17 protein-coding genes are annotated in these 19,041 nt (G+C 72.0%); 4 read left to right on the top strand and 13 right to left on the bottom strand.

What is annotated here, in order from left to right:
- Positions 1 to 230: 230 nt before the first annotated feature.
- The 6 genes from ACFYX3_RS20655 to ACFYX3_RS20630 all read right to left on the bottom strand — a co-directional run bounded on the left by ACFYX3_RS20655 (position 231) and on the right by ACFYX3_RS20630 (position 11,666).
- Positions 231 to 1,592 (bottom strand): hypothetical protein, encoded by a 1,362-nt coding sequence (locus ACFYX3_RS20655; RefSeq protein ID WP_389015275.1) that lies wholly within the window; start codon positions 1,590 to 1,592, stop codon positions 231 to 233.
- Between the two features lie 75 nt (positions 1,593 to 1,667).
- On the bottom strand, positions 1,668 to 3,056 hold the full coding sequence (locus tag ACFYX3_RS20650) for a sensor histidine kinase (protein WP_389015272.1): 1,389 nt from the start codon (positions 3,054 to 3,056) through the stop codon (positions 1,668 to 1,670).
- 6 nt (positions 3,057 to 3,062) lie between these two features.
- A complete protein-coding gene (locus tag ACFYX3_RS20645) occupies positions 3,063 to 3,740 on the bottom strand; it encodes a response regulator transcription factor (protein WP_382652071.1) in 678 nt (225 codons plus the stop codon).
- A gap of 77 nt (positions 3,741 to 3,817) precedes the next feature.
- Positions 3,818 to 4,747, bottom strand: a complete 930-nt coding sequence (locus tag ACFYX3_RS20640) for a hypothetical protein (protein WP_389015269.1) — start codon at positions 4,745 to 4,747, stop codon at positions 3,818 to 3,820.
- A 71-nt stretch (positions 4,748 to 4,818) separates the two neighbouring features.
- Positions 4,819 to 7,986, bottom strand: coding sequence for an efflux RND transporter permease subunit (locus tag ACFYX3_RS20635; protein WP_389015266.1), 3,168 nt, complete (start codon positions 7,984 to 7,986; stop codon positions 4,819 to 4,821).
- Positions 7,986 to 11,666: an efflux RND transporter permease subunit gene (locus ACFYX3_RS20630; RefSeq protein ID WP_389015263.1), complete on the bottom strand. Its 3,681-nt coding sequence runs from the start codon at positions 11,664 to 11,666 to the stop codon at positions 7,986 to 7,988. The genes ACFYX3_RS20635 and ACFYX3_RS20630 overlap by 1 nt, the downstream gene beginning before the upstream one ends.
- Positions 11,667 to 12,173: 507 nt before the next feature.
- Here ACFYX3_RS20630 and ACFYX3_RS20625 point away from each other — a divergent pair.
- From ACFYX3_RS20625 to ACFYX3_RS20615, 3 genes are read left to right on the top strand one after another with little or no spacing between them, the layout of a single operon-like run.
- Positions 12,174 to 12,353, top strand: a complete 180-nt coding sequence (locus ACFYX3_RS20625; protein WP_389015260.1) for a hypothetical protein — start codon at positions 12,174 to 12,176, stop codon at positions 12,351 to 12,353.
- A complete protein-coding gene (locus ACFYX3_RS20620) occupies positions 12,350 to 12,706 on the top strand; it encodes a helix-turn-helix transcriptional regulator (protein ID WP_116158065.1) in 357 nt (118 codons plus the stop codon). The genes ACFYX3_RS20625 and ACFYX3_RS20620 overlap by 4 nt, the downstream gene beginning before the upstream one ends.
- A complete protein-coding gene (locus tag ACFYX3_RS20615) occupies positions 12,703 to 12,855 on the top strand; it encodes a DUF6126 family protein (protein ID WP_376591467.1) in 153 nt (50 codons plus the stop codon). Before ACFYX3_RS20620 ends, ACFYX3_RS20615 begins: the two co-directional genes overlap by 4 nt.
- Positions 12,856 to 13,177: 322 nt before the next feature.
- Here ACFYX3_RS20615 and ACFYX3_RS20610 read toward each other — a convergent pair whose 3' ends face one another.
- The 6 genes from ACFYX3_RS20610 to ACFYX3_RS20585 form a co-directional block, all read right to left on the bottom strand.
- Positions 13,178 to 13,522: a metalloregulator ArsR/SmtB family transcription factor gene (locus tag ACFYX3_RS20610; protein WP_359514355.1), complete on the bottom strand. Its 345-nt coding sequence runs from the start codon at positions 13,520 to 13,522 to the stop codon at positions 13,178 to 13,180.
- Between the two features lie 153 nt (positions 13,523 to 13,675).
- The gene (locus ACFYX3_RS20605) at positions 13,676 to 14,068 is read right to left on the bottom strand and encodes an STAS domain-containing protein (RefSeq protein WP_359514282.1); all 393 of its coding nucleotides are present in this window, start codon (positions 14,066 to 14,068) and stop codon (positions 13,676 to 13,678) included.
- 52 nt (positions 14,069 to 14,120) lie between these two features.
- A complete protein-coding gene (locus tag ACFYX3_RS20600; RefSeq protein ID WP_389015255.1) occupies positions 14,121 to 14,540 on the bottom strand; it encodes a pyridoxamine 5'-phosphate oxidase family protein in 420 nt (139 codons plus the stop codon).
- A complete protein-coding gene (locus ACFYX3_RS20595; protein ID WP_389015308.1) occupies positions 14,537 to 16,195 on the bottom strand; it encodes a SulP family inorganic anion transporter in 1,659 nt (552 codons plus the stop codon). Before ACFYX3_RS20595 ends, ACFYX3_RS20600 begins: the two co-directional genes overlap by 4 nt.
- A 65-nt stretch (positions 16,196 to 16,260) precedes the next feature.
- On the bottom strand, positions 16,261 to 16,638 hold the full coding sequence (locus ACFYX3_RS20590; RefSeq protein WP_389015252.1) for an ArsR/SmtB family transcription factor: 378 nt from the start codon (positions 16,636 to 16,638) through the stop codon (positions 16,261 to 16,263).
- 164 nt (positions 16,639 to 16,802) lie between these two features.
- Positions 16,803 to 17,291: a helix-turn-helix transcriptional regulator gene (locus ACFYX3_RS20585; RefSeq protein WP_389015249.1), complete on the bottom strand. Its 489-nt coding sequence runs from the start codon at positions 17,289 to 17,291 to the stop codon at positions 16,803 to 16,805.
- Here ACFYX3_RS20585 and ACFYX3_RS20580 point away from each other — a divergent pair.
- Positions 17,281 to 18,168, top strand: a complete 888-nt coding sequence (locus ACFYX3_RS20580) for a saccharopine dehydrogenase (protein ID WP_389015246.1) — start codon at positions 17,281 to 17,283, stop codon at positions 18,166 to 18,168. The two genes, ACFYX3_RS20585 and ACFYX3_RS20580, sit on opposite strands and share 11 nt — an antisense overlap.
- Positions 18,169 to 18,825: 657 nt before the next feature.
- On the opposite strand, the gene ACFYX3_RS20575 is transcribed toward ACFYX3_RS20580, so the two are convergent.
- Positions 18,826 to 18,975, bottom strand: coding sequence for a hypothetical protein (locus ACFYX3_RS20575; RefSeq protein WP_389015243.1), 150 nt, complete (start codon positions 18,973 to 18,975; stop codon positions 18,826 to 18,828).
- Positions 18,976 to 19,041: the final 66 nt, after the last annotated feature.

Genomic DNA, 19,041 nt, shown 5'->3' with positions numbered 1-19,041 from the left:
CAACCGCGAGGGCACCATCGACGCGTACGGCTCCGACATCATCCCGATGCTCAGCTGAGCGTCGTCGGCGACGACTCCGGGCCTGAAGCCGTACGACCGGCACCGCCCTCATCGAGATGCCCCACGGCAGCCACTTCGACGTCATCGACCCGGACTCGACCGCCTGGCCGCACATCACCCGGGCCCTGGGCGCCCTCGCCGGAACCCGTGGGTGACCCCGCATCTGAGGATCAACGGGAGTCGAGGGCGGCCGTGAGCCCGGTCGTCGCCCGTTGGGCGGTCGTCGCGTCCTGGCGGTCGGCCGCGTCGCGCAGGGCGTGCAGCGAGGCGGTGATCCGGGCCGCCCGCGCCGGGGCCGTGTCGTGCTGGACGCGGTCCCATGTGAGTTCGAGGCTGGACACGTCACCGGCGATCGCGCCCGCGTCCCGGGCTGCGCCGTCCAGCGCCGACTGGCGCGCCCACATCTGCATCCGGGCGGCCTCGACGGTGGCCAGCGGCTCGTACCGCAGGTGCAGGTCGAGCTCGTTCTGGGAGACCCGGAGCGCGGCACCGCGGACGAGCGCGGCGTCGCGGGCCTTGACGGCCGAGGTGAGCGAGCCGATGTCCTTGTCCATCTGCTCGACGAGCAGTTTGGGCACCTGGTCGGAGGCCCGGTACGCGTCCCAGGCGGCCCGCACCTTCGCCACGGTCGCCTCGGTCGCCCCGGCGTGCGCCGCGCGGACCGCCGTCGACAGGGCCGCGAGCTCGGCGGGTACGGGGCCGGGCGTGACGTCCGTCGGTACGGCCAGCGTGACCGCCTCCAGGTCGGGGCCGGGCTCGTCGATGGTGAGTTCGCCGTACCCGGGGGCGATGACCTTGTTCTCGCGCGAGCCGTCCAGGTTGATCTCGGCCGTCCGGATCGCGCCCTTGACGGGTCCGTACGGCCCGGGGACCGTCTGTCCGACGGCCTTCACGGTGACCTCCTCGAAGACCGTGCCCGGGATGTTCTCCCCCCGGAACACGTCACCGGCCTTCGGCTCCCTCGGCATGATCATCGCGGCCGGTCCGGCCTTCCCCGCCCGCCAGCTGCCGTGCGTGTCCGCGACCACCCCGTCCTCGTAGTTGAAGACCTCCTCGCCGAGGTACCAGACCGATCCGTCGTCGGCCTGCGCGAACCAGTCGCGCGCGACCTCCTGGACCCGCCCGTCCGAGAAGGACACGAACTGGAACGTGCGCGCCCGGACCTGCTCGCCGTTCACGGTGACGGTCTCGATGTGGGGCAGCAGCGTGAGCTCCGTACGGAAGGGCTTGCCGTCGACCTGACCGTCGTAGATCGCCTGCTGGAGCTCCGCACCGACGTGGAGCGGGTTGGTGATCGCGGTCGGCCGGCTGAACACGGGCGTGACCATGTCGACCCGGGCCTGCTCCGGGGAGAGCGGCAGGCACTCGTCGGTCTTCGTGCCGTTCTCCCCCACGATCCGCACACACTCGGAGCCCGTCGCCGAGGTCCCGCTCGCGGATCCGCCGCCGACGGCACCGGCGGTGCAGGCGCCGCTCGCGAGGGTCGCGGCCAGGGTCGCGATCATCACGGTCGCAGGTTTTCTGTTCCTCATGGCTGCCTCCTCTGCCGTGACACCGACGCTGCCACCCGGGGGCTGAACAGAGCCTGAACGGAACTGAACCGGCCTTCAGGAGCGGTCCCGGGCCGCCGGGTCCGGCGGGAGCACCACCTCGAAGCGGGCCCCGCCGAGCCGCCCGTCGGTCACCGTCGCCGTACCGCCGTGCGCCGCGACCAGTTCGGCGACGATGGCGAGCCCGAGTCCGCTGCCGGCGGCGCCGCCGGTGTCGCCGCCTTCGGCCGTCCAGCGGGACCGCGCCTCGTCGAGGCGTACGAACCGTTCGAAGACCCGCTCGCGGTCCGCCTCAGGCACGCCGGGACCGTCGTCCTCCACGCCGAGCATCACCCGGCCGTCCGGCAGTTCGGCGAGGTCGAAGGCGACCTCGGTGCGGGCGTGCCGGGCCGCGTTGTCACCCAGGTTGCGCACCACCCGGCTCAGGCCCCGCGGGTCCACCCGCCGCCGCGCCGCCGCCACCCCGACCGTGCCGATCCGCAGCCCCGGCGCCTCCCGGCGCAGCCGGCGCACCTCGTCCAGGACCAGGTCGTCGAGGTCCACCGGCCGCATCCGGGGCCGCAGCGCGTCCTCGTCGGCGCGGGCGAGCAGCAGCAGGTCGTCGACCAGGCGCTGGATCCGCAGGTCCTCGCCGAGGACGGTCCTGGCGAGGCGTTCGTTCGTCGCCCGGTCCGTCAGCCGGTCGGGGTGGGCGAGCGCGACCTCGACGTGCTGGCGGATGGACGCCACCGGGGAACGCAGCTCGTGCGAGGCGTCGGAGACGAACCGGCGCTGGGCGCTCTGCGCCCGATCGAGCCGGTCCAGCATGCGGTTCATCGTGGCGGCGAGGCGCGCGATCTCGTCGCGGCCGGGCGGGAGCGGCACCCTGCGGTGCAGCTCCGCCGCCGAGATCGCCTCGACCTCCGAGCTGATGGCCGCCACCGGAGACAGGGCCCGCCCGACCGCCATCCAGGTCGCGCCGGCCACCACGAACATCAGCAGCGGCAGCCCCATGACGAGCAGCCGGGTGACGATCCGGGTCGCCTCGTCGACCGCGACGAGGGTCTGCCCGACCAGGACGGTCCGGTTCCCGCCGGGGGCCTCGGCGGGAACCGCCACCACCAGGAACCGGTCCTCGTCGAGCGGCGTCGTGAGCGTGGACTCGGAGCCCCGTCGCGGGTCGGCCAGGGCCGGCAGGTCCTTGACGTTCGGGCTGCCGGCGATCACGTCCCGGTGTTCGTCCAGGACCTGGACGAACTGGTCGTTCTGCTCGCTCACGGTCAGGGACGGCACCCCGTGCCCCGACTCGATGACGGCCGCCACCTGCTCGGCCCGGGTCTTCACGGTCTGCCGTACGTCGTCGGTCAGTTCGGCCCGCAGGAGGGTGATCAGGGCGACCGCTCCGGCGATCAGGCCCACCGCCACGACGAGGACGGCCGCCACGGTCGACCAGAACCGCACGCCCATGGCCGCCTACCCTCCGTCGGGGGCCAGGCGGTAGCCGCAGCCCCGTACGGTCTCGATGGACGCCCGGCCGAAGGGCCGGTCCAGCTTGTTCCGGAGGTGCCCGACGTACACCTCGACGATGTTCGGGTCGCCCTCGAAGGCGTCGTCCCAGACGTGCGCGAGGATCTCCTGCTTGGACACGGTCTCGCCGCGCCGGCGCAGCAGGAACTCCAGGAGGGCCAGCTCGCGCGCGGTCAGCTCGACCCGTACACCGCCCCGCGACACCTCCTTGGCCGCCGGGTCGAGCCGCAGGTCACCGGCGGTGAGGGCGGCGGGCCGCTCGCGGGGTTCGCGGCGCAGCAGCGCACGCAGCCGGGCGAGCAGCACGGCGTACGAGAAGGGCTTCGTCAGGTAGTCGTCGGCGCCCGTGTCGAGCCCCTCCACCTCGTCCCACTCGCCCTCCTTGGCGGTGAGCATGAGGATCGGGGTCCAGTTCCCCTCGGCGCGCAGGGTGGCGCAGACGCGGTAGCCGTTCAGGCCGGGGAGCATGATGTCGAGGACGATCGCGTCGTACGCGTGCTCGCGGGCGCGCCACAGGCCGTCCGTGCCGTCCAGGGCGACGTCGACGGCGAAGCCCTCCGCCTCCAGGCCGTTGCGGAGCCCCTCGGCGAACCGCTCCTCGTCGTCCACGATCAGAACCCGCATGTCCCGATTGTGACCCGCGTCACCTGAACCGGGGCTGAAGGGCGCGCGGTGCCGCGCGCCCTTCAGCCCTGCCGGTACTACAGCGCGGGCACGAGTGCCTTCACGAGGGCGGGCTCCGCGGGCGGGGTGGTCCCGTACACGTCGGGGCTGATCTTGTAGCCGCGCTTGTCCTGCTTCAGGACCTCCTTGTCGACGGCCGCGAGCTCCTTGGCGCTGAGCCGGGTGAACTCGGTCAGGGCCAGGGTCTCCGGGTTCGCCTCGCCCACGGGCACCACCTTGATGTTGCCGACGTGGGGCGCGTACGACTTCCGCTGGTGGCCGCCCTCGGGGTCGAGCGGGGCGAACTCGTCCGTCACGAGGACGTTGTCGAAGCAGCTGACCGGAACGCAGACGCTCTGGCCGGTCTGGAACACCGTGGCGCAGTCCAGGAAGTCGATCTCGGGTGCCAGCCCCTCGGTGTAGGTGGGGGAGCCCACCCGCGGCCGGGCGAGCATGGCGATGCCCGCCTTGGCGTCCTGCACGCCGGAGATCCAGGTGTCGGGGGCGCCGGTGAGCTTGCCGTTCTCGTAGATCTCCGGGTACTCCCCGAGGCGCCAGACCGCTCCGCGCCAGTCCTGGGCGAAGAACGCCAGCTCCGACTCCTGGACCTTCTTGCCGTTGAGGTCCTGGTCGAACACCACCACGGTGCGGACGCCGTCGATGACCTTGGTCAGGTCGGTCACCGTCGTCACCACGGTGTGGTCCTCACCGGCGACGTCGCCCTTGAGGACCAGCCGGGTCCCGGGCTTCAGCGGCAGGAACCTGTTGGTCACCCTCGGGGAGGAGGGGAAGGCGTACGGGCGCAGGGCGGGAGGGTTTCCGCAGCCGCCCTGCGCGCGCGCACCGCTTTTCGCCGTGGCGGGAGACGGGACCTCGGGGGCGTCGGCGGTCGCCGTGCCCGGGGCGAGGAGCAGCGCGGTGACGATCGGGCTCAGCAGGGCAGCGGACGCGCGCAGGCGACGGGGCATTCAGCTTGATCCTCTCGGTGGAGCCGGGGTGGGGCTCCACCGAGAGGCGGCGGCCCCGTCCGCCGCCTGCCTCAGTGCGTGGCGGCCGCCTCATGCTGCGGCCTGTGGCGCCTGAAGCCCTTGCCGAAACGCAGGTACAGGGAGGGGACGACCAGCAAATTCAGCAAGGTGGACGTAACCAGACCGCCCACGATGACCACGGCGAGCGGGTACTCGATCTCGTGGCCCGGCCGGTTGCCGAGGAAGACCAGCGGCAGGACCGCGAGTCCGGTCGCCAGGGAGGTCATCAGGATGGGGGACAGCCGTTCCCGCGCACCGCGCAGCACCAGGGCGGGCCCGAAGGCCATGCCCTCGTGCTCCTCCAGGTGCTGGAAGTGGTTGATCATCAGGATGCCGTTGCGTGCGGCGATGCCGAGCACGGTGAAGAAGCCGACCAGGGAACCCAGGGTGATGTTCCCGCCGGCGATCCAGACGGCGAGGACGCCGCCGACCAGGGCCATGGGCAGGGTGAGGAAGGACAGCAGGGCGAGCCGCCAGCTGCGGAAGGAGACCTGGAGCAGGACGAAGATCGTCAGGGCCGCGAAGATCGCGCTGTAGAACAGGACCCGCTGGGCGGCCTGCCGCTCCTCGTGCTCGCCGAGGAGCTCGGTGTGGTAGCCGCGGGGGAAGTCCGTGGAGGCGATCGCCTTGTCCACGTCCGACACGACGGCGCTGAGGCCGCGTCCGGAGACGGAGGCGTTCACGTCGAGGTGCCGCGAACCGTTCTCGCGGGCGATCACGTTCGGCTGGGGCTCGATGACCACCTGGGCGACGTCACCGAGCGGGACCGTCGTCCCGGCGGGAGTGTCGATCGGGAGCCGGCTGATGGCCGCCACGTTGCCGCGCGTCTCGGGGGTGCTCCACACCACCGTGTCGTAGGCCCTGCCGCCGCGGAAGATGTCTCCGACCTCCTCGCCGGCCACGAGGGTGGACGCGGCGCGGCGCACGTCGCCGGGCTTCAGCTCGTGCTTCGCCGCCTTGTCGACGTCGACCCTCACCTGGACCTGCGGGACCTCGACCTGGAGGTCGGCGTGGACGTCGTCGGTGCCGGCGATCTTGCTGATCTTCTCCTGGAGCTCCAGGCCCTTCTCGCGCAGGACCTTCTGGTCCTGGCCGTAGAGACGGACGACGATCGGGTACTTGGAGCCGGTGAGGACCTCGTCGACGCGCTCGTTGAGGTACGTCTGGACGTCCTGCTCCATGCCGGCGTACCGCGCCACGGTCTCCTTGATCTGCGTGAGGGTCTTGTCGTAGTCGGCCTTGGGTTCGATGCCGATCCAGCCCTCGCCGAAGTTGACCCCCGCGATCTCGTCGCCCAGGAACGCCTGCCCGATGTGGGCCCCGAAGACGTTGCGCACCCCGGGGATGGCCCGTACCTCATGGCTCAGCCGCGAGACCATGCGCTGCTCTTCCTGCACGGACGTGCCGGGCGTGGTGATGAAGTGCACCAGGAAGTCCCGCTCCTTGAAGGAGGGCAGCAGGGACTGGCTGAGCTGGGGCACGAGGAGGGCCGCGACGACCGCGAGCACGCCGGACACCAGGTAGGCGTTCATCGGCCGCTTGACGATGCGCCGCAGTCCCGCCGTGTAGCCGGTCTGCAGCCAGCGCAGGAGAGGGGACTGCCGGCGTTCGACCTTCGCCTTGCGCAGCATGATCAGGCAGAGGGCGGGGGTCACCGTCAGGGCCACGACCATGGAGGCGATGATGGCGAGCGTGTACGAGACGGCCAGCGTCCGGAAGAAGGAGCCCGCCACTCCCTGGAGCAGGAACACCGGCACCGTCGCCACGACGATGATCATCGTCGCGTAGACGATCGGGCTCCGGACCTCGAGGGAGGCGTTGAGGATGATCTTCGCGACCGACGTGTCACTGCCGGCCTTCCGGTGCTCGCGGAGCCGTCTGAGGATGTTCTCGACGTCGATGATGGCGTCGTCCACGACGGCGCCCAGCGCGATCACGAGTCCGGCGAGGGCCATCGTGTTGATGGTGTCCCCGCGCCAGTAGAGCACGAGCACGGCCGCCATCAGGGACAGCGGGATCGTCAGCAGGCTGATCAGCGCGACGCGCCACTCGTAGAGGAACGCCGCGAGGACCACGACGACGAGCAGGAAGCCGAGCACCAGGGCCTGGGTCAGATTGTCGATCGCGGTGTGGATGAAGTCCTGCTGCTGGAAGATGGTCGTGTCGAAGTGGATGCCGGGCAGGCCGGGTTCGAGGGTCGCGATCGCCTTCTCGACGTTCTTGGTGATCTCCGGGGTGTCGCCCCAGGGCAGCTTCTCGACGATCAGCAGCAGACCGGGGTCGCCGCCGACGATGGCGCTGCCGCCGAGCGGCTGGTGGGCCTCCTCCACCCGGGCCACGTCCCCGAGCCGTACGGTGCCGCCGCCCGCCGCGGAAACCGGCACCTGGGAGAGGTCGGTGGGCGTCACGACCGGCAGGAGGTTCCGGATGCCGAGGCGCTGCGTGGGGGTCTCGATCCAGCCGCCGGTGCCGATGACGGAACCGGTGGTGAACTTGAGCAGACCGGAGTCGACCGAATTGCCGGTGGCCTCCATGACGTCGTCGAGACTGACCTTGTGGGCCTGCATCCTGAGCGGGTCCACCTGCACGGTCATCATCTTCAGCCGCTCGCCGAAGATGCTCACGTTGGCGACGCCGGGCACCCGCAGCAGCCGGGCCCTGACCTCCCAGTACGCCGTCATGGACATCGACATCAGGGCCTTGTCGGAGTGGTCGTCCGAGGACATCCCGATCTTCATGACACGGCTGGTCGCGGCGACGGGCGGCATGATCACCGGCGGCGCGGCCCAGGTCGGCAGGGAGTGCGACACCTGCTGCACCCGTTCCTGGACCTCCTGCCGTGCCTTGAAGATGTCGGTCCCCTCGTGGAAGATCAGCTGGATCGACGAGAGCTGCGCGATGGACTCGGAGCGCAGGTCGTCGAGTCCGCCGAGGCCGTTGAGGGACTGTTCGAGCGGAACGGTGACCAGGGACTCGACGTCGGCCGTGGACAGGCCGAGGCAGGTCGTCTGGATCTCGACCCGCGGCGGTGCGAACTCGGGGAAGACGTCCACCCGCTGCCGGGGCAGCGACGTGATGCCCACGACCATCATCACCGCGGCCGCGGCGACCACGAGATAGCGGAAGCGCAGGCTGGACCGGACGATCCAGCGCATCAGGGTGCTGCGGTCCCCGGACATCAGTGCTCGCCGTCCGTCTCGTACTCGATGCCGAGGAGTTCGGCGGCCCCGACCGTCACGACGGGGGTGCCCTTCGGGAGGCCGGACTTCACGACCGCGTAGTCCTTACCGAACTTCCCCAGTTCGACGGGGGTCCGGATGTAGACGAAGGGCTTCGGGTTGGTGAAGGCGAAGGTCTTGCCCTCCGGGTCGTAGACCACCGCCTTCAGCGGGATGAGGGTCTGCGGCGGTCCGGCGCCGTCCAGCGGCGCCTGACGCAGCGGCTCCGTCGTGATGTGGATCCGCGCGGCCGTGTCCTCGGCCAGGGTCAGATGGGGGATCTTTCCCTCCGGGACCTGCTCGATCTCGGCGGGCGGCTGCTCGGAGTGCTCGGCGGCCGAGGCCGAGGAGGAGTGCGAGTCGGCGCAGGCCGTCAGGCCCGCTCCGCCGGCGAGCAGCAGCCCCGCGGCCGACAGGCCCACGGCCCACCGGCGCCCGGTGCGGCGCCGGCCGGGCCCGCCGCGGGGCGCCTCCCGCCGCTCCTCCCGGCGTTGCGTCCTGCCGTCGTCCGCGGCCGGCACGTCCGGTGCCGGTCCCGCCGTCGACAGGTCGGGTTCCGGGCCGACGCGGCGCTGCCCGCGGCCGCCGGGGGTGGAGAAGAAGCGGATGTAGAGGGCGGGCACGATGAACAGCGTGACGAGGGTCGAGGTGACGAGTCCGCCCAGCACGACGACGGCCAGCGGGTGCAGCACCTCCATGCCCTCGACGGTGCCGAGGAAGACCGCGGGCAGCACCGCGACCGCCGTGGCCAGCGCGGTCAGCAGGACCGGGCCGACCCGGTCGCGCGTGGCGTCGACGATGCGCCGCGGGTCGGCGGTCCCGTCCTCGCGCGGCTCGGTCTCCTGGTAGCCGCGGATCAGCAGCACCAGGTTGCGTACGGCGATGCCCACCACGACCAGGAAGCCGCCGAGCGCGCCGATCGACGTGACGCCGTCGACGGCGAACGCGGTCAGCACACCGCCGACACCGGCCAGCGGCAGGGCGAGCAGGACGAGCGTCGCCGCGCGCCAGCTGCCGAAGGCCGACTGCAGGAGGAGGAACGTGCCGAGCAGCGCGGCGGCCACCAGACCCACGATGCGCAGATCCTGGCTCTGCTGGTGCGCGACGTCGCTCTGCACCTCGGCGTGGAACTCGTACGGCATCGGCATCGCCTGGACGCGGTTCCTGACGTCGTCGAGGACGGAGTTCAGATCACGCCCGCTGACGTCGGCGACGACGTCGAGGCTGCGCGAGGTGGCGTCGTGCTCGATGACCGTCGGGTACGGCGTGACGCGGACGGTGGCGACGTCGCCGAGGCGGACGTGGCCGCCGTTCGGCGTGTCGATCAGGAGGTCGTGGACCTTCTGCGGGGCGGAGCGCGTCCCGGGCGAACCCCACACCACGACGTCGAAGACCTTCTGCTCCTCGTACAGACTGCCCACCGGCAGCCCGGAGAAGTAGGTGGCGGCCGTGCGGCGGACGTCACCGGGCTTGATCCCGTGGCTCTGTGCCGCCGCGAGGTCGACCTTGACCTCGATGGTCGGCTCCTCGGCCACGGCCGGGACCTGCGGCCGGACGACTCCGGGGACCTGCGAGAGGACCTTGCTCACCTGCTCGGCCTGGTGCCGCAGTACGCCCAGGTCGTTGCCGTAGACGCGGACGACGACGGGCGGCCCGGCGCCGTCCTCGGCCCGGACCTCGTCCAGGCGTGCCTGCGGGTACGTCACCACGTCGCTGTCGAGACCGGTCTGGTCGTGCATGGTGCGGTTGATCGCGGCGACGGTCCTGCCGTAGTCGGCCGAGCTCTTGAGGTTGACCCAGAACTCACCGGAGTTGACGTTGACGACCTGGTCCGACTCCCTGGCGCGGCCCACGTGGGCTCCGACGCCCTCGACGCCCGGCAGTGCGCGCAGCTGGTCGGCGGCCGCCTGGCCGAGGCGGTTCATCTCCGGCAGCGACGTACCGGGCGGGGCCTCCACCTGGATCAGCAGTTCACGCTGGTGCAGGGCCGGGATGGGGGAGGCGCTGTCGAGCTGCGGCCACACCGCGAAGCCTGCGGCCGCCAGTACGCCGGCCGCGACCAGCGCCCGGCCCGGCCGGAGCACGGTCTTGGGGCTGATCCGGTCGAAGCCGCGGTGGAGCAGTCCGAGCAGTGGGTTGCGGGGGTGGCCGAGCCGGGTGCGCGCGAGCAGCAGGGCGGCGAGTACGGGCGTGAGGGTCAGGGCGACGACGGTGGAGGCGAGCACCGCGAGCACGTACGACAGGGCCAGTGGCCGGGCGAACGCTCCGCCCACCCCGTTCAGGAAGACGACGGGCACCACGGCGAGGAGCAGGATCAGCGTGGCGAAGAAGACGGGCCGCCGCACCGCCGCGGTCGCGTCGACCACGACGTCGGCCACGGACCGGCGTTCACCGGAGCGCCTGCCTTCGCGCTCGAACTGTCCCTGGATGCGGTCGAATCCGATGACGATGTCGTCGATGACGGCGCCGAGAGCGATCGCGAGCCCGGCCAGGACCATCATGTTGAAGGTCGAACCCTGCAGATAGAGCACCCACAGGGCGGTGATCTCCGCCATGGTGATCGAGACGAGGCTGATCAGGGCGACGCGCCAGGAGAGGAAGTACAGGCCGAGCAGCACCGAGACGGCCGGCACGGCGACGAGGACCCACAGGCCCATGTGGTCGAGCGCCGTGTCGACGAAGGACGCCGGCCGGTACACGTGGGTGTCGACGGTGATGCCGGACAGTCCGGGCTGGAGTGAGGTCATCGCCTCTTCGACGGCGTGCGTGACCTCACGGGTGTTGGCGTCGGGGTACTTCTCGACCACCAGCATGATCCCGGGGCCGTCGCTCAGCATCACGTCGCCGATGAGGGGCTGGTGGTCCTCCACCACGGTCGCCACGTCGCCGATGCGCAGCTGCTTGCTCGCCGTGTCCTCCACGGCCACCGAAGCCAGGTCCTGCGCCTTGGTGATGGGCAGCACGTGCTGGATCGCCAGACGCTGGCTCGGCGTGTCGATGAACCCGCCGGTGCCCGGCGTCGAGGCCTCCACGAAGGTCAGCGGCGACACCCACAGCGCGTTGCCCGTGGTGCGGACCACCTGGTCGAGCGAGACGCCCCGGCTGGCCAGCTGCTGCGGGTCGACCTGGACCTGGAGCTGACGGTCCCGCTCACCCCAGATGACCACGTTCGCCACGCCCGGAATGCCGAGCAGACGCGGCTTGATGTTCCACCGCGCGAGCACGGACATGTCGATGCGTGAGACGTCCTTCGAGGACAGCCCGATCATCATGACCCGGCTCGTCGACGACAGCGGCTGGATCATCACCGGCGGCTTGCCCACCTGGGGCAGGCCGCCCACCTGGATCAGGCGTTCCTGGACGGCCTGCCGGGCCTTCTGCTCGTTCGTGCCCGGTCCGAAGACCAGGTTGACGGACGACAGTCCGGGGGCGGACTCGGAGGTGATCTCGTCGAGCCATGCCACGCCGTTCAGCAGGTCCTGCTCCAGCGGGACGGTGATGAGCTGCTCGACCTCGGCCGCCGACAGGCCCGGCGCCTCGGTCTGGATCTGAACCTGCGTCGGGGCGAACTCCGGGAAGACGTCCGTCGACGCCGCCTTCGGGAGGTGGATGAAGCCCAGGGCCATCACGGCCGCCGCCACACCGAGGATCAGGTTTCGGAACGTAAGACTGAGGGAAAGGATTCTGTGGACCACGACGGGGTCCTGCCTTCCAGAGCGACGGCGCGTTCCGCCGAGCCGCTCTCGGACCCTCTTGGCAGGGCCTCGCGAGAGCGTGGGATCACGCATCGGGCGGACGGCATACCGGGCGCCCGCACGGGGTCGTCCGTCCTGCTGCGGCATCAGTCGCCGGCTTCGACCGGCGAGGGAGAGGATTCCCGGCCACCGTCCTCACCGCGCGGTCGCGGGACACGGACGGGCCGACCTCATATGCACTATGCCTATGGTCGATAGATACGCCGTAAATGTACCCAGTAGGGGAAAACCCTGTCAATGATTTCCCCCTGAAAGGGACATACCGTGCGAGGGGGGTCACGGTCGGCGACCCCCGGGTCCCGCCCTGCAAGGGGTGTTTGCGCGCTAGAATTGCAGAATTCTTCAATTCAGCAGATGTCGATCCTCAGAACTGTGCGGGGCAGGGAGTGTGACGTGAGCACGTTCGCGGAAGCGGTCGTGGAGAGGGTGCGCGCCGCGCGGGCGCGGCTGGCCGCGGCGTACGAGGACGGGGACGCCTACGGGGCGTCCCTCGCCCAGGACGAGCTGGAGGACGCGCTGCGGCTCGCCCGCAAGCACGGCATCGACGCGGGCGACGAGGAGGGCGAAGGATGAGCCCCGCCCCCGTCCCGCTCTACCAGGCCAAGGCCGAGTTCTTCCGGATGCTGGGCCACCCGGTCAGGATCCGGGTCCTGGAACTCCTCAGCGACGGCCCGCTGCCCGTGCGGGAGTTGCTCGCGGCGATCGAGATCGAGCCGTCCAGCCTCTCCCAGCAGCTGGCCGTGCTGCGCCGGTCGGGCATCGTGACGGCGACCCGCGAGAGCTCGACGGTCGTGTACGAGCTCGCGGGCGGCGACGTGGCGGAGCTCCTCCTGGCCGCCCGCCGCGTCCTGTCGGGTCTGCTCGTCGGGCAGCAGGAGCTGCTCGCCGAACTGCGCGGGGCCGAGGAGCAGGAGGTGGGCGCGTGACCACGGAGCCGGAGCACGGAGGCCGGGACACGGAGAAGTGGAAGGAGCGCGGCGTGATGCTGCGCGTCTTCGTGTACATCTTCGCCACCCACCTGTTCGCCGGGTTCGTCTGGATCCTCTTCTACGTGGGCCAGCACGCCCAGAAGTGAAGCCGCCCGGCTCCCGCCGTCGCAGGTGGTCGCCGCGTACGGCGCGGAGGCCCCCGCACCCCTCCGCCGCGCGGCAGCCGGTGGCCCGTCACCTCCGCGTCGAGGTGCGGGAGTTGCTCCCGTACCTGCGGGGCGTGGGCGACGGCGGTGTCGCCGCCGACGCGTTCGGCGAGGGGGAGTCCGGCCGCGGGGCCGGCCGGGGGTCGAGTGTCGGCCGGTGCAGGGGATTCTGTCGTCGGGCCGACGTGGCGCTCGCCGCCACCGTTCCCGTCGCTGTCCATCGGTGGGCGCGGTGGCGGCGAACGCCGGTTCCGGGCCGCCGTCAGGCGGGCGGCTTCCCCGTCGACGCCTGCAGGTCCGCGAGCAGTTCGGCCTGTCCGGCCAGCACGCCGGAGAGGATCGAACGCGCCACGGCCAGCAGCTCCGCGACCTGGGGGTCGGTCAACGAGTAGAAGACCGTGGCCCCCTCCCGCCGGGCGACGACCAGGTTCGCCCGGCGCAGCACCGCGAGCTGTTGCGAGAGGTGCGCCGGCTCGATGCCCAGCTGGGGCAGCATCTCGCTCACCGCGTGCTCGCGTTCGCTCAGCAGCTCCAGGACGCGGATCCGCACCGGATGCCCCAGCGTCTTGAAGAACTCCGCCTTCAGCTGGTAGAGCGGCGCACTCATCCGCACCGCCTCCACCGTGTCGATGCAGGGCTCCCCGTTCGATGCCATCTCTTCGTCATGGCCCTATCCTCGCGCCCTCACGACAACGTGATGACCTCGGTAATTGCCAACATCGGCAACTATCGAAGATCGATATGCGGAATTTCCGGAAAGCTACGCCCGCATGTCGGGCCAGTCGTCGCTGCGCCACTCCCGCTGATGCGCGCCCTCGCTCCGGTGGGCGGCGAGGGCGGCGGCAAGGTCGCAGTGCACGGGGATGGCCGGCTGGTCCCCGGTCGGCACGAGGGAGCCGTCCGCCGGGATCGCCGCGAGCTCCATCCGCCGGCCCTCTGCGCGGAAGCGGCGGGCCGCCTCGGCGACCGCGAGCTGGCCGCCCACCGACCAGCCGCGCAGGCTCGTCAGGTCCAGGACCACCGGACCGGTCCCGCGGGCCAGTGCCCAGCCGACCGCGCCGGTGAAGCGGTCCACCGCCTCGGCCCCGAGGAACCCGGCCAGGGATAGGACTCCGAGGTCCTTCTGGATGGTGTATCGCCACTCGATGGTCATCGCTGCCGCTCTCTCGTACGCATGGGCTCGTTCTCGCTCTGCAGTCGCGCGTTCATCGCGCCGCGGTCTTCCCGAGGCGGTACCCGGTCACGGTCTGCGGCTGGATCCGCAGGACGGCGTCGTGCGGCCCGTACGCCCAGCCGGAAAGGGTGCGGCGGTAGTGGGCGGCCTCGTCGGGGTCCGCGACGGCCTCGGCGGGACCCGTGACCGTCACGCTCCAACCGGTGGCGGCGGGCATCCTCACGTCCTGGACCTGGTAGGTCAGCGTGGGCCGGCCGGCGACCAGGCCGCCCTGGACGGGGGCCCGGACGACCAGCCGTCCGAACTCGAGGACGTGCACGGCCGGCCGCACCACGGCCTGGTCACGGCGGCTGTGGATGAGGAGGCCCTGCGCGGCTCCCTCCAGGAGCCACAGCGACTCCGTGCCGGAGACCTCGACCATGACGCGGGCGGGGGCGGTGGGTGCCGTCATCGGGTGCTCTCCTTCTCGGCGTCCGGCCGCGGGCCGGGCAGCGGCGGCAGGAGCCCGGCGCCCTGGAGGTGGGAGCGGGCGCCGGCGATGGCCGCGGGGGTGGTGGCGTACTCCCGGCCCTCGAACCGCAGCAGGTCGAGGGCGCCGACGGAGTCGAGGACCTGGCGCTGGCCGGGCCGGATCCCCGAGGTCATGACGGCGATGCCGCGCCGGTTCAGCTTCTCGACGGCGTCCTTGAGGACGAGCGCGCCGGTCGCGTCCATCGTGGTGACCCGGGACATCCGCAGGATGACGACCCGGACGTCCGCCACCTCGGTGAGTTCGAGCAGGAAGCGGTGTGCCGCGGCGAAGAAGAGCGGGCCGTCGATGCGGTACGCCACGATGTGCTCGGCGAGGAGCGCGTGTTCCTCCTCGCTGTGCTCACCGGGCAGGTCGGCACGGAAGTCCACCTGGTCCATCCGGGCCTGCTTGGCCACGGCCCGCAGCGCGAGGGCGCCCGCGACGGCGAGACCGATGATCACCGCGTACACGAGGTCGAGCGCGAGCGTGGCGACCGCGGTGAGGACCAGGACGACGCCGTCCGAGCGGGTGGCCCGGGCCATCGCCCGCAGGGACCCGACCTCGACCATGCGGATCGCGGTGGCCAGCAGGACGCCCGCGAGGGCCGCGAGGGGGATCTTCGACACCAGCGGCGCCGCGGCGAACACGATCACGGCCAGGACCGCGGCGTGGGTGAGCGCGGCCAGGCGGGAGGAGGCGCCGGAGCGGACGTTCACCGCCGTACGGGCGATGGCGCCGGTCGCGGGGACGCCGCCGAACAGCGGGGCCACGAGGTTGGCCAGACCCTGGCCGAACAGCTCCCGGTCCGGGTCGTGCTTCTGCCCCACCGTCATGCCGTCCGCGACCTGCGCGGAGAGCAGCGACTCGAGCGCGGCGAGCGCCGCCACGGCCACCGCCGGGGCGAGCAGCGACCCCAGGGCGGACAGGTCCAGGAAGCCGAGGGAGGGGGCCGGAAGCCCGGCGGGCAGCTCGCCGATGGGGGCGGCCGCGTCGAGGTGGAAGACCTGCGACACGACGGTCGCGGCGATCACGGCCACGATCGAGAAGGGGACGGTCGGCCGGATTCGGGCGCCGACGAGCATCATGAGGGCCACGCCGGCGGCGAGCGCCACGGCCGTCCAGTTCGGTGTCCGGACGAACTCCTCGACGGCCCGCCACGTCACGACGAGGACGCGCTCGCCCTCGGGCTCGGGCACGCCGAGGGCGTTGGGGACCTGCTGGAGGCCGATCACCAGCGCGATGCCGAGGGTGAAGCCCTCGATGACCGAGGCCGGGAGGTACGCCATGTACCGGCCGGCGCGGGCGAGCGCGAGGCCGATCACGATCAGCCCGGCGAGCAGCCCGACGGTGAGCACGCCGCTCGGCCCGTGCTGGGCCACGATCGGTACGAGGACCACGGTCATCGCGCCCGTGGGGCCCGAGACCTGGAGGTTCGAACCGCCGAAGAGGGCGGCGAGCGCCCCGGCGACGACGGCGGTCGCGAGCCCGGCCTCGGCACCCAGGCCGGAGGAGACGCCGAACCCGAGCGCGAGCGGCAGGGCGACGACGGCGACGGTCAGCCCGGCCAGGAGATCCCGTCGCGGGTCGCGGGCCATGGCCGCGGCGTCGGCGCGGACGGGCAGGAGGGAGCGGACCCGGGTCCAGGCGGTGCTCACGAGGCTCACGTGGATGCGACCTCGGCTTCCCGGTCGCTTTCCCTGTCCGCTTCCCTTTCGGCTTCTCGGAGTTCGGCCAGGAGCTGGTTCTGTCCGGCGAGCATCTCGGTGAGGATCCGCCGCGCCGCCTGCATCAGCTCCGCCACGTCCCCGCCGGCCAGTGTGTAGACGACGGTGGACCCCTCACGGTTCGAGGTGACGATCCCCGACCGCCGCAGGACGGCGAGCTGCTGCGAGAGCGCCGAAGGCTCGACCGGGATGCGCGTGAGCAGCTCGCGCACCGCGAGGGGGCCGCTCTGGAGCAGCTCCAGGATCTGGATGCGTACCGGATGTCCGAGCATCCGGAAGAACTCGGCCTTCGCCTGATGGAGCGGAACCGGCACGGTCTCTCGTCTCTCCTCGCCTCACCGGCGGGAGTGCGCCCGCCGGGTGGCTGTGCCCGCGGCTACCTGCGGGCACAGCCACTCCATCATGTGATGAATTGCCGAATTTCGCAATTGCTGGCCTGCTGATGATGATCCAGTGGGGGGCGTGTGGGGACAGCGGGTCAGTGGCTCGTCGCCGGGTGCCGCTTGCGGTACTCGCGCGGGCCTACGCCCTTCCACTGCCGGAACGCCTGGGAGAAGGAGGAGACCTCGACGTAACCCAGCCGTCGCGCGATCTGCCCGACGGGCAGGCCCGCGGTGATCAGGAGCTGCTCGGCGAGGTGTTCGCGGACCTCCGAGAGCAGGGCCCGGTACGAGATCCCCTCGGCGGCGAGCCGGTGGCGGAGCGTAAGGGTGGCGAGGTGCGGCCGCGCGGCGACCTCGTCGGCGTCGGGGCGTTCGGGCAGCTGGTCGACCAGGACGTCGCGGACGCGGCCCGCGAAGCCGGTCCGCGCCTGCCGCCGGGCCGGCAGCTCCCGGCACCGGGCGAGCGCCAGGGCCTCCGTGTGCGTGTTGGCCCGCGGACTCGGAGGCCTCGACCACCGGCTCGCCGACGCCTCCCGGCCGGAGACCGTGCGGGCGATCGTCGGCCCCGGCGACGTGCTGATCACGACCGTCGGACCGTTCGAGCGGTTCGGACACACCACCGCGCGGGCGGCCACCGACGCCGGCGCCCACCACGTGGACGCCACCGGAGAGGTCGGCTTCGTCCGAGCCCTCCGGGAGCGCCATCACGACCGTGCCCGCGCCGCCGGCGCCGTCATGCTCCCGGCCTTCGGCTACGACTACGTCCCCGGAGCCCTCGCGGGCGCGCTCGCGGCGCGGCAGGCGGGCCCGGACGTGCGCGCGCTGGACATCGGCTACTTCGTCGACGGCTCGCTGCGCGGTGGGCGCGGGCTCAGCCAGGGCACCCGCAAGACCGTCGCCGACGGCATCACCCCGCCCGTCACCGTCCGGCGGAACGACCGGCTGGTCGACGAACGCGTCGGGCACCGCGTCCAGGCGTTCCGGGTGGACGGGCGTACCCGGCGGGCCGCACTGGCCTCGGGATCCGAAGTGCTCTTCCTTCCCGCACGGATCCCGGCCCTCGAATCCGTGGCCGTGTACAACGGATGGTTCCCCGGCGACGCCGTCCGGCTGGCGTCCCGCGTCGCGAACGCCGCGGTGAAGCACCTGGCCGGAGAGCGCCTCGTCGACGCGGTGCGGCGCCGGGCCGTCGGCCCCGCCGGCGGGCCCGACGCCACGGAACGCGTCCGCACCCGCACCCGCGTGGTCGCGGTGGCCCGCGACGCCTCGGGGGCGCCGCTCGCCGAAGTACAGCTGGAAGGCCCCGGCATCTACGACCTGACCGGCGAGCTGATGGCCTGGGCGGGCGAGCAGCTCGCGGCCGGACACGGCAGGACCCCCGGAGTCGTCGGCCCGATCGATGCGTTCGGCCTCGACACCCTCGCCGAGGGCTGCGCGGGCATCGGACCGACCCAGGTCTGACCCCCGCCGCGCCCGTTCCCCCACCCCGGAAAGGCGTCACCCCATGCGTACCACCACCCGGCCCGCGTCCTACCGCGACCAGCAGGCGTGGCGCGAGATGCAGGAGTTCCTGCCCGCCCGCCTGCGCCTGACCGACGCGACCGCGCCCCGGGAGGAGTTCTGGAACGGGCGCGGGCACCGCGTCCACCTGGACCGGTACCCCAACCCCGCCGCGAAGGCCAAGGTCGTCCTGCACCACGGTGTGGGCACCAACGGCCGCCAGATGTCCCTCGTCCTCGGCGCGCCGCTGGCGAAGCGCGGGTTCGAGACGGTGGCCCTGGACAACCTCGGTCTGTACGGCCTGAGCGCGGGCGGCATGCTCACGTACCACGTCGCCGCCAAGGCACCCCGCGGCACCCTGCACGGCGTCGTCGGCATGACCTTCCTCGACCAGCGGGACCAGCGGGTCCGCGACGAGACCTCGCACGACAAGCTCACCGCCCGAGCGGGCGTCCCGCTGATGGGCCTGCTCGCGAAGACGCCGGCGGCCTCCCTGACGTACCCGATGAGCCTCGCGTCGAAGATGTCCGCGCTCGCCAACGACCCCGCGGCGATGAAGGTCCTGATGAAGGACCGTACTTCCGCCGCCAACCGGGTCAGCGTCCGCTTCCTCGACAGCTACGCGACGTACACCCCCGCCGTCGAGCCGCCGGCCTTCGACGCCTGGCCCGTGCTGCTGACCCAGCCGGCCGGGGACCGCTGGACCCCGCACCACCTCAGCGTGCCCGTCCTGTCCCGCATCACCGAGGTCCCGGTCGAGACCGTCATGCTCGACAACGCCGGCCACTACCCCCTGGAGGAACCCGGCCTGACGCAGATGCGGGACGCCATCGC

The organism is Streptomyces sp. NPDC002463, assembly GCF_042889835.1.
Taxonomy (GTDB): Bacteria; Actinomycetota; Actinomycetes; order Streptomycetales; family Streptomycetaceae; genus Streptomyces; species Streptomyces nymphaeiformis.
Note: the sequence above shows the minus strand (reverse complement) of the source record. Positions and strands in the feature narration are given on the sequence as shown.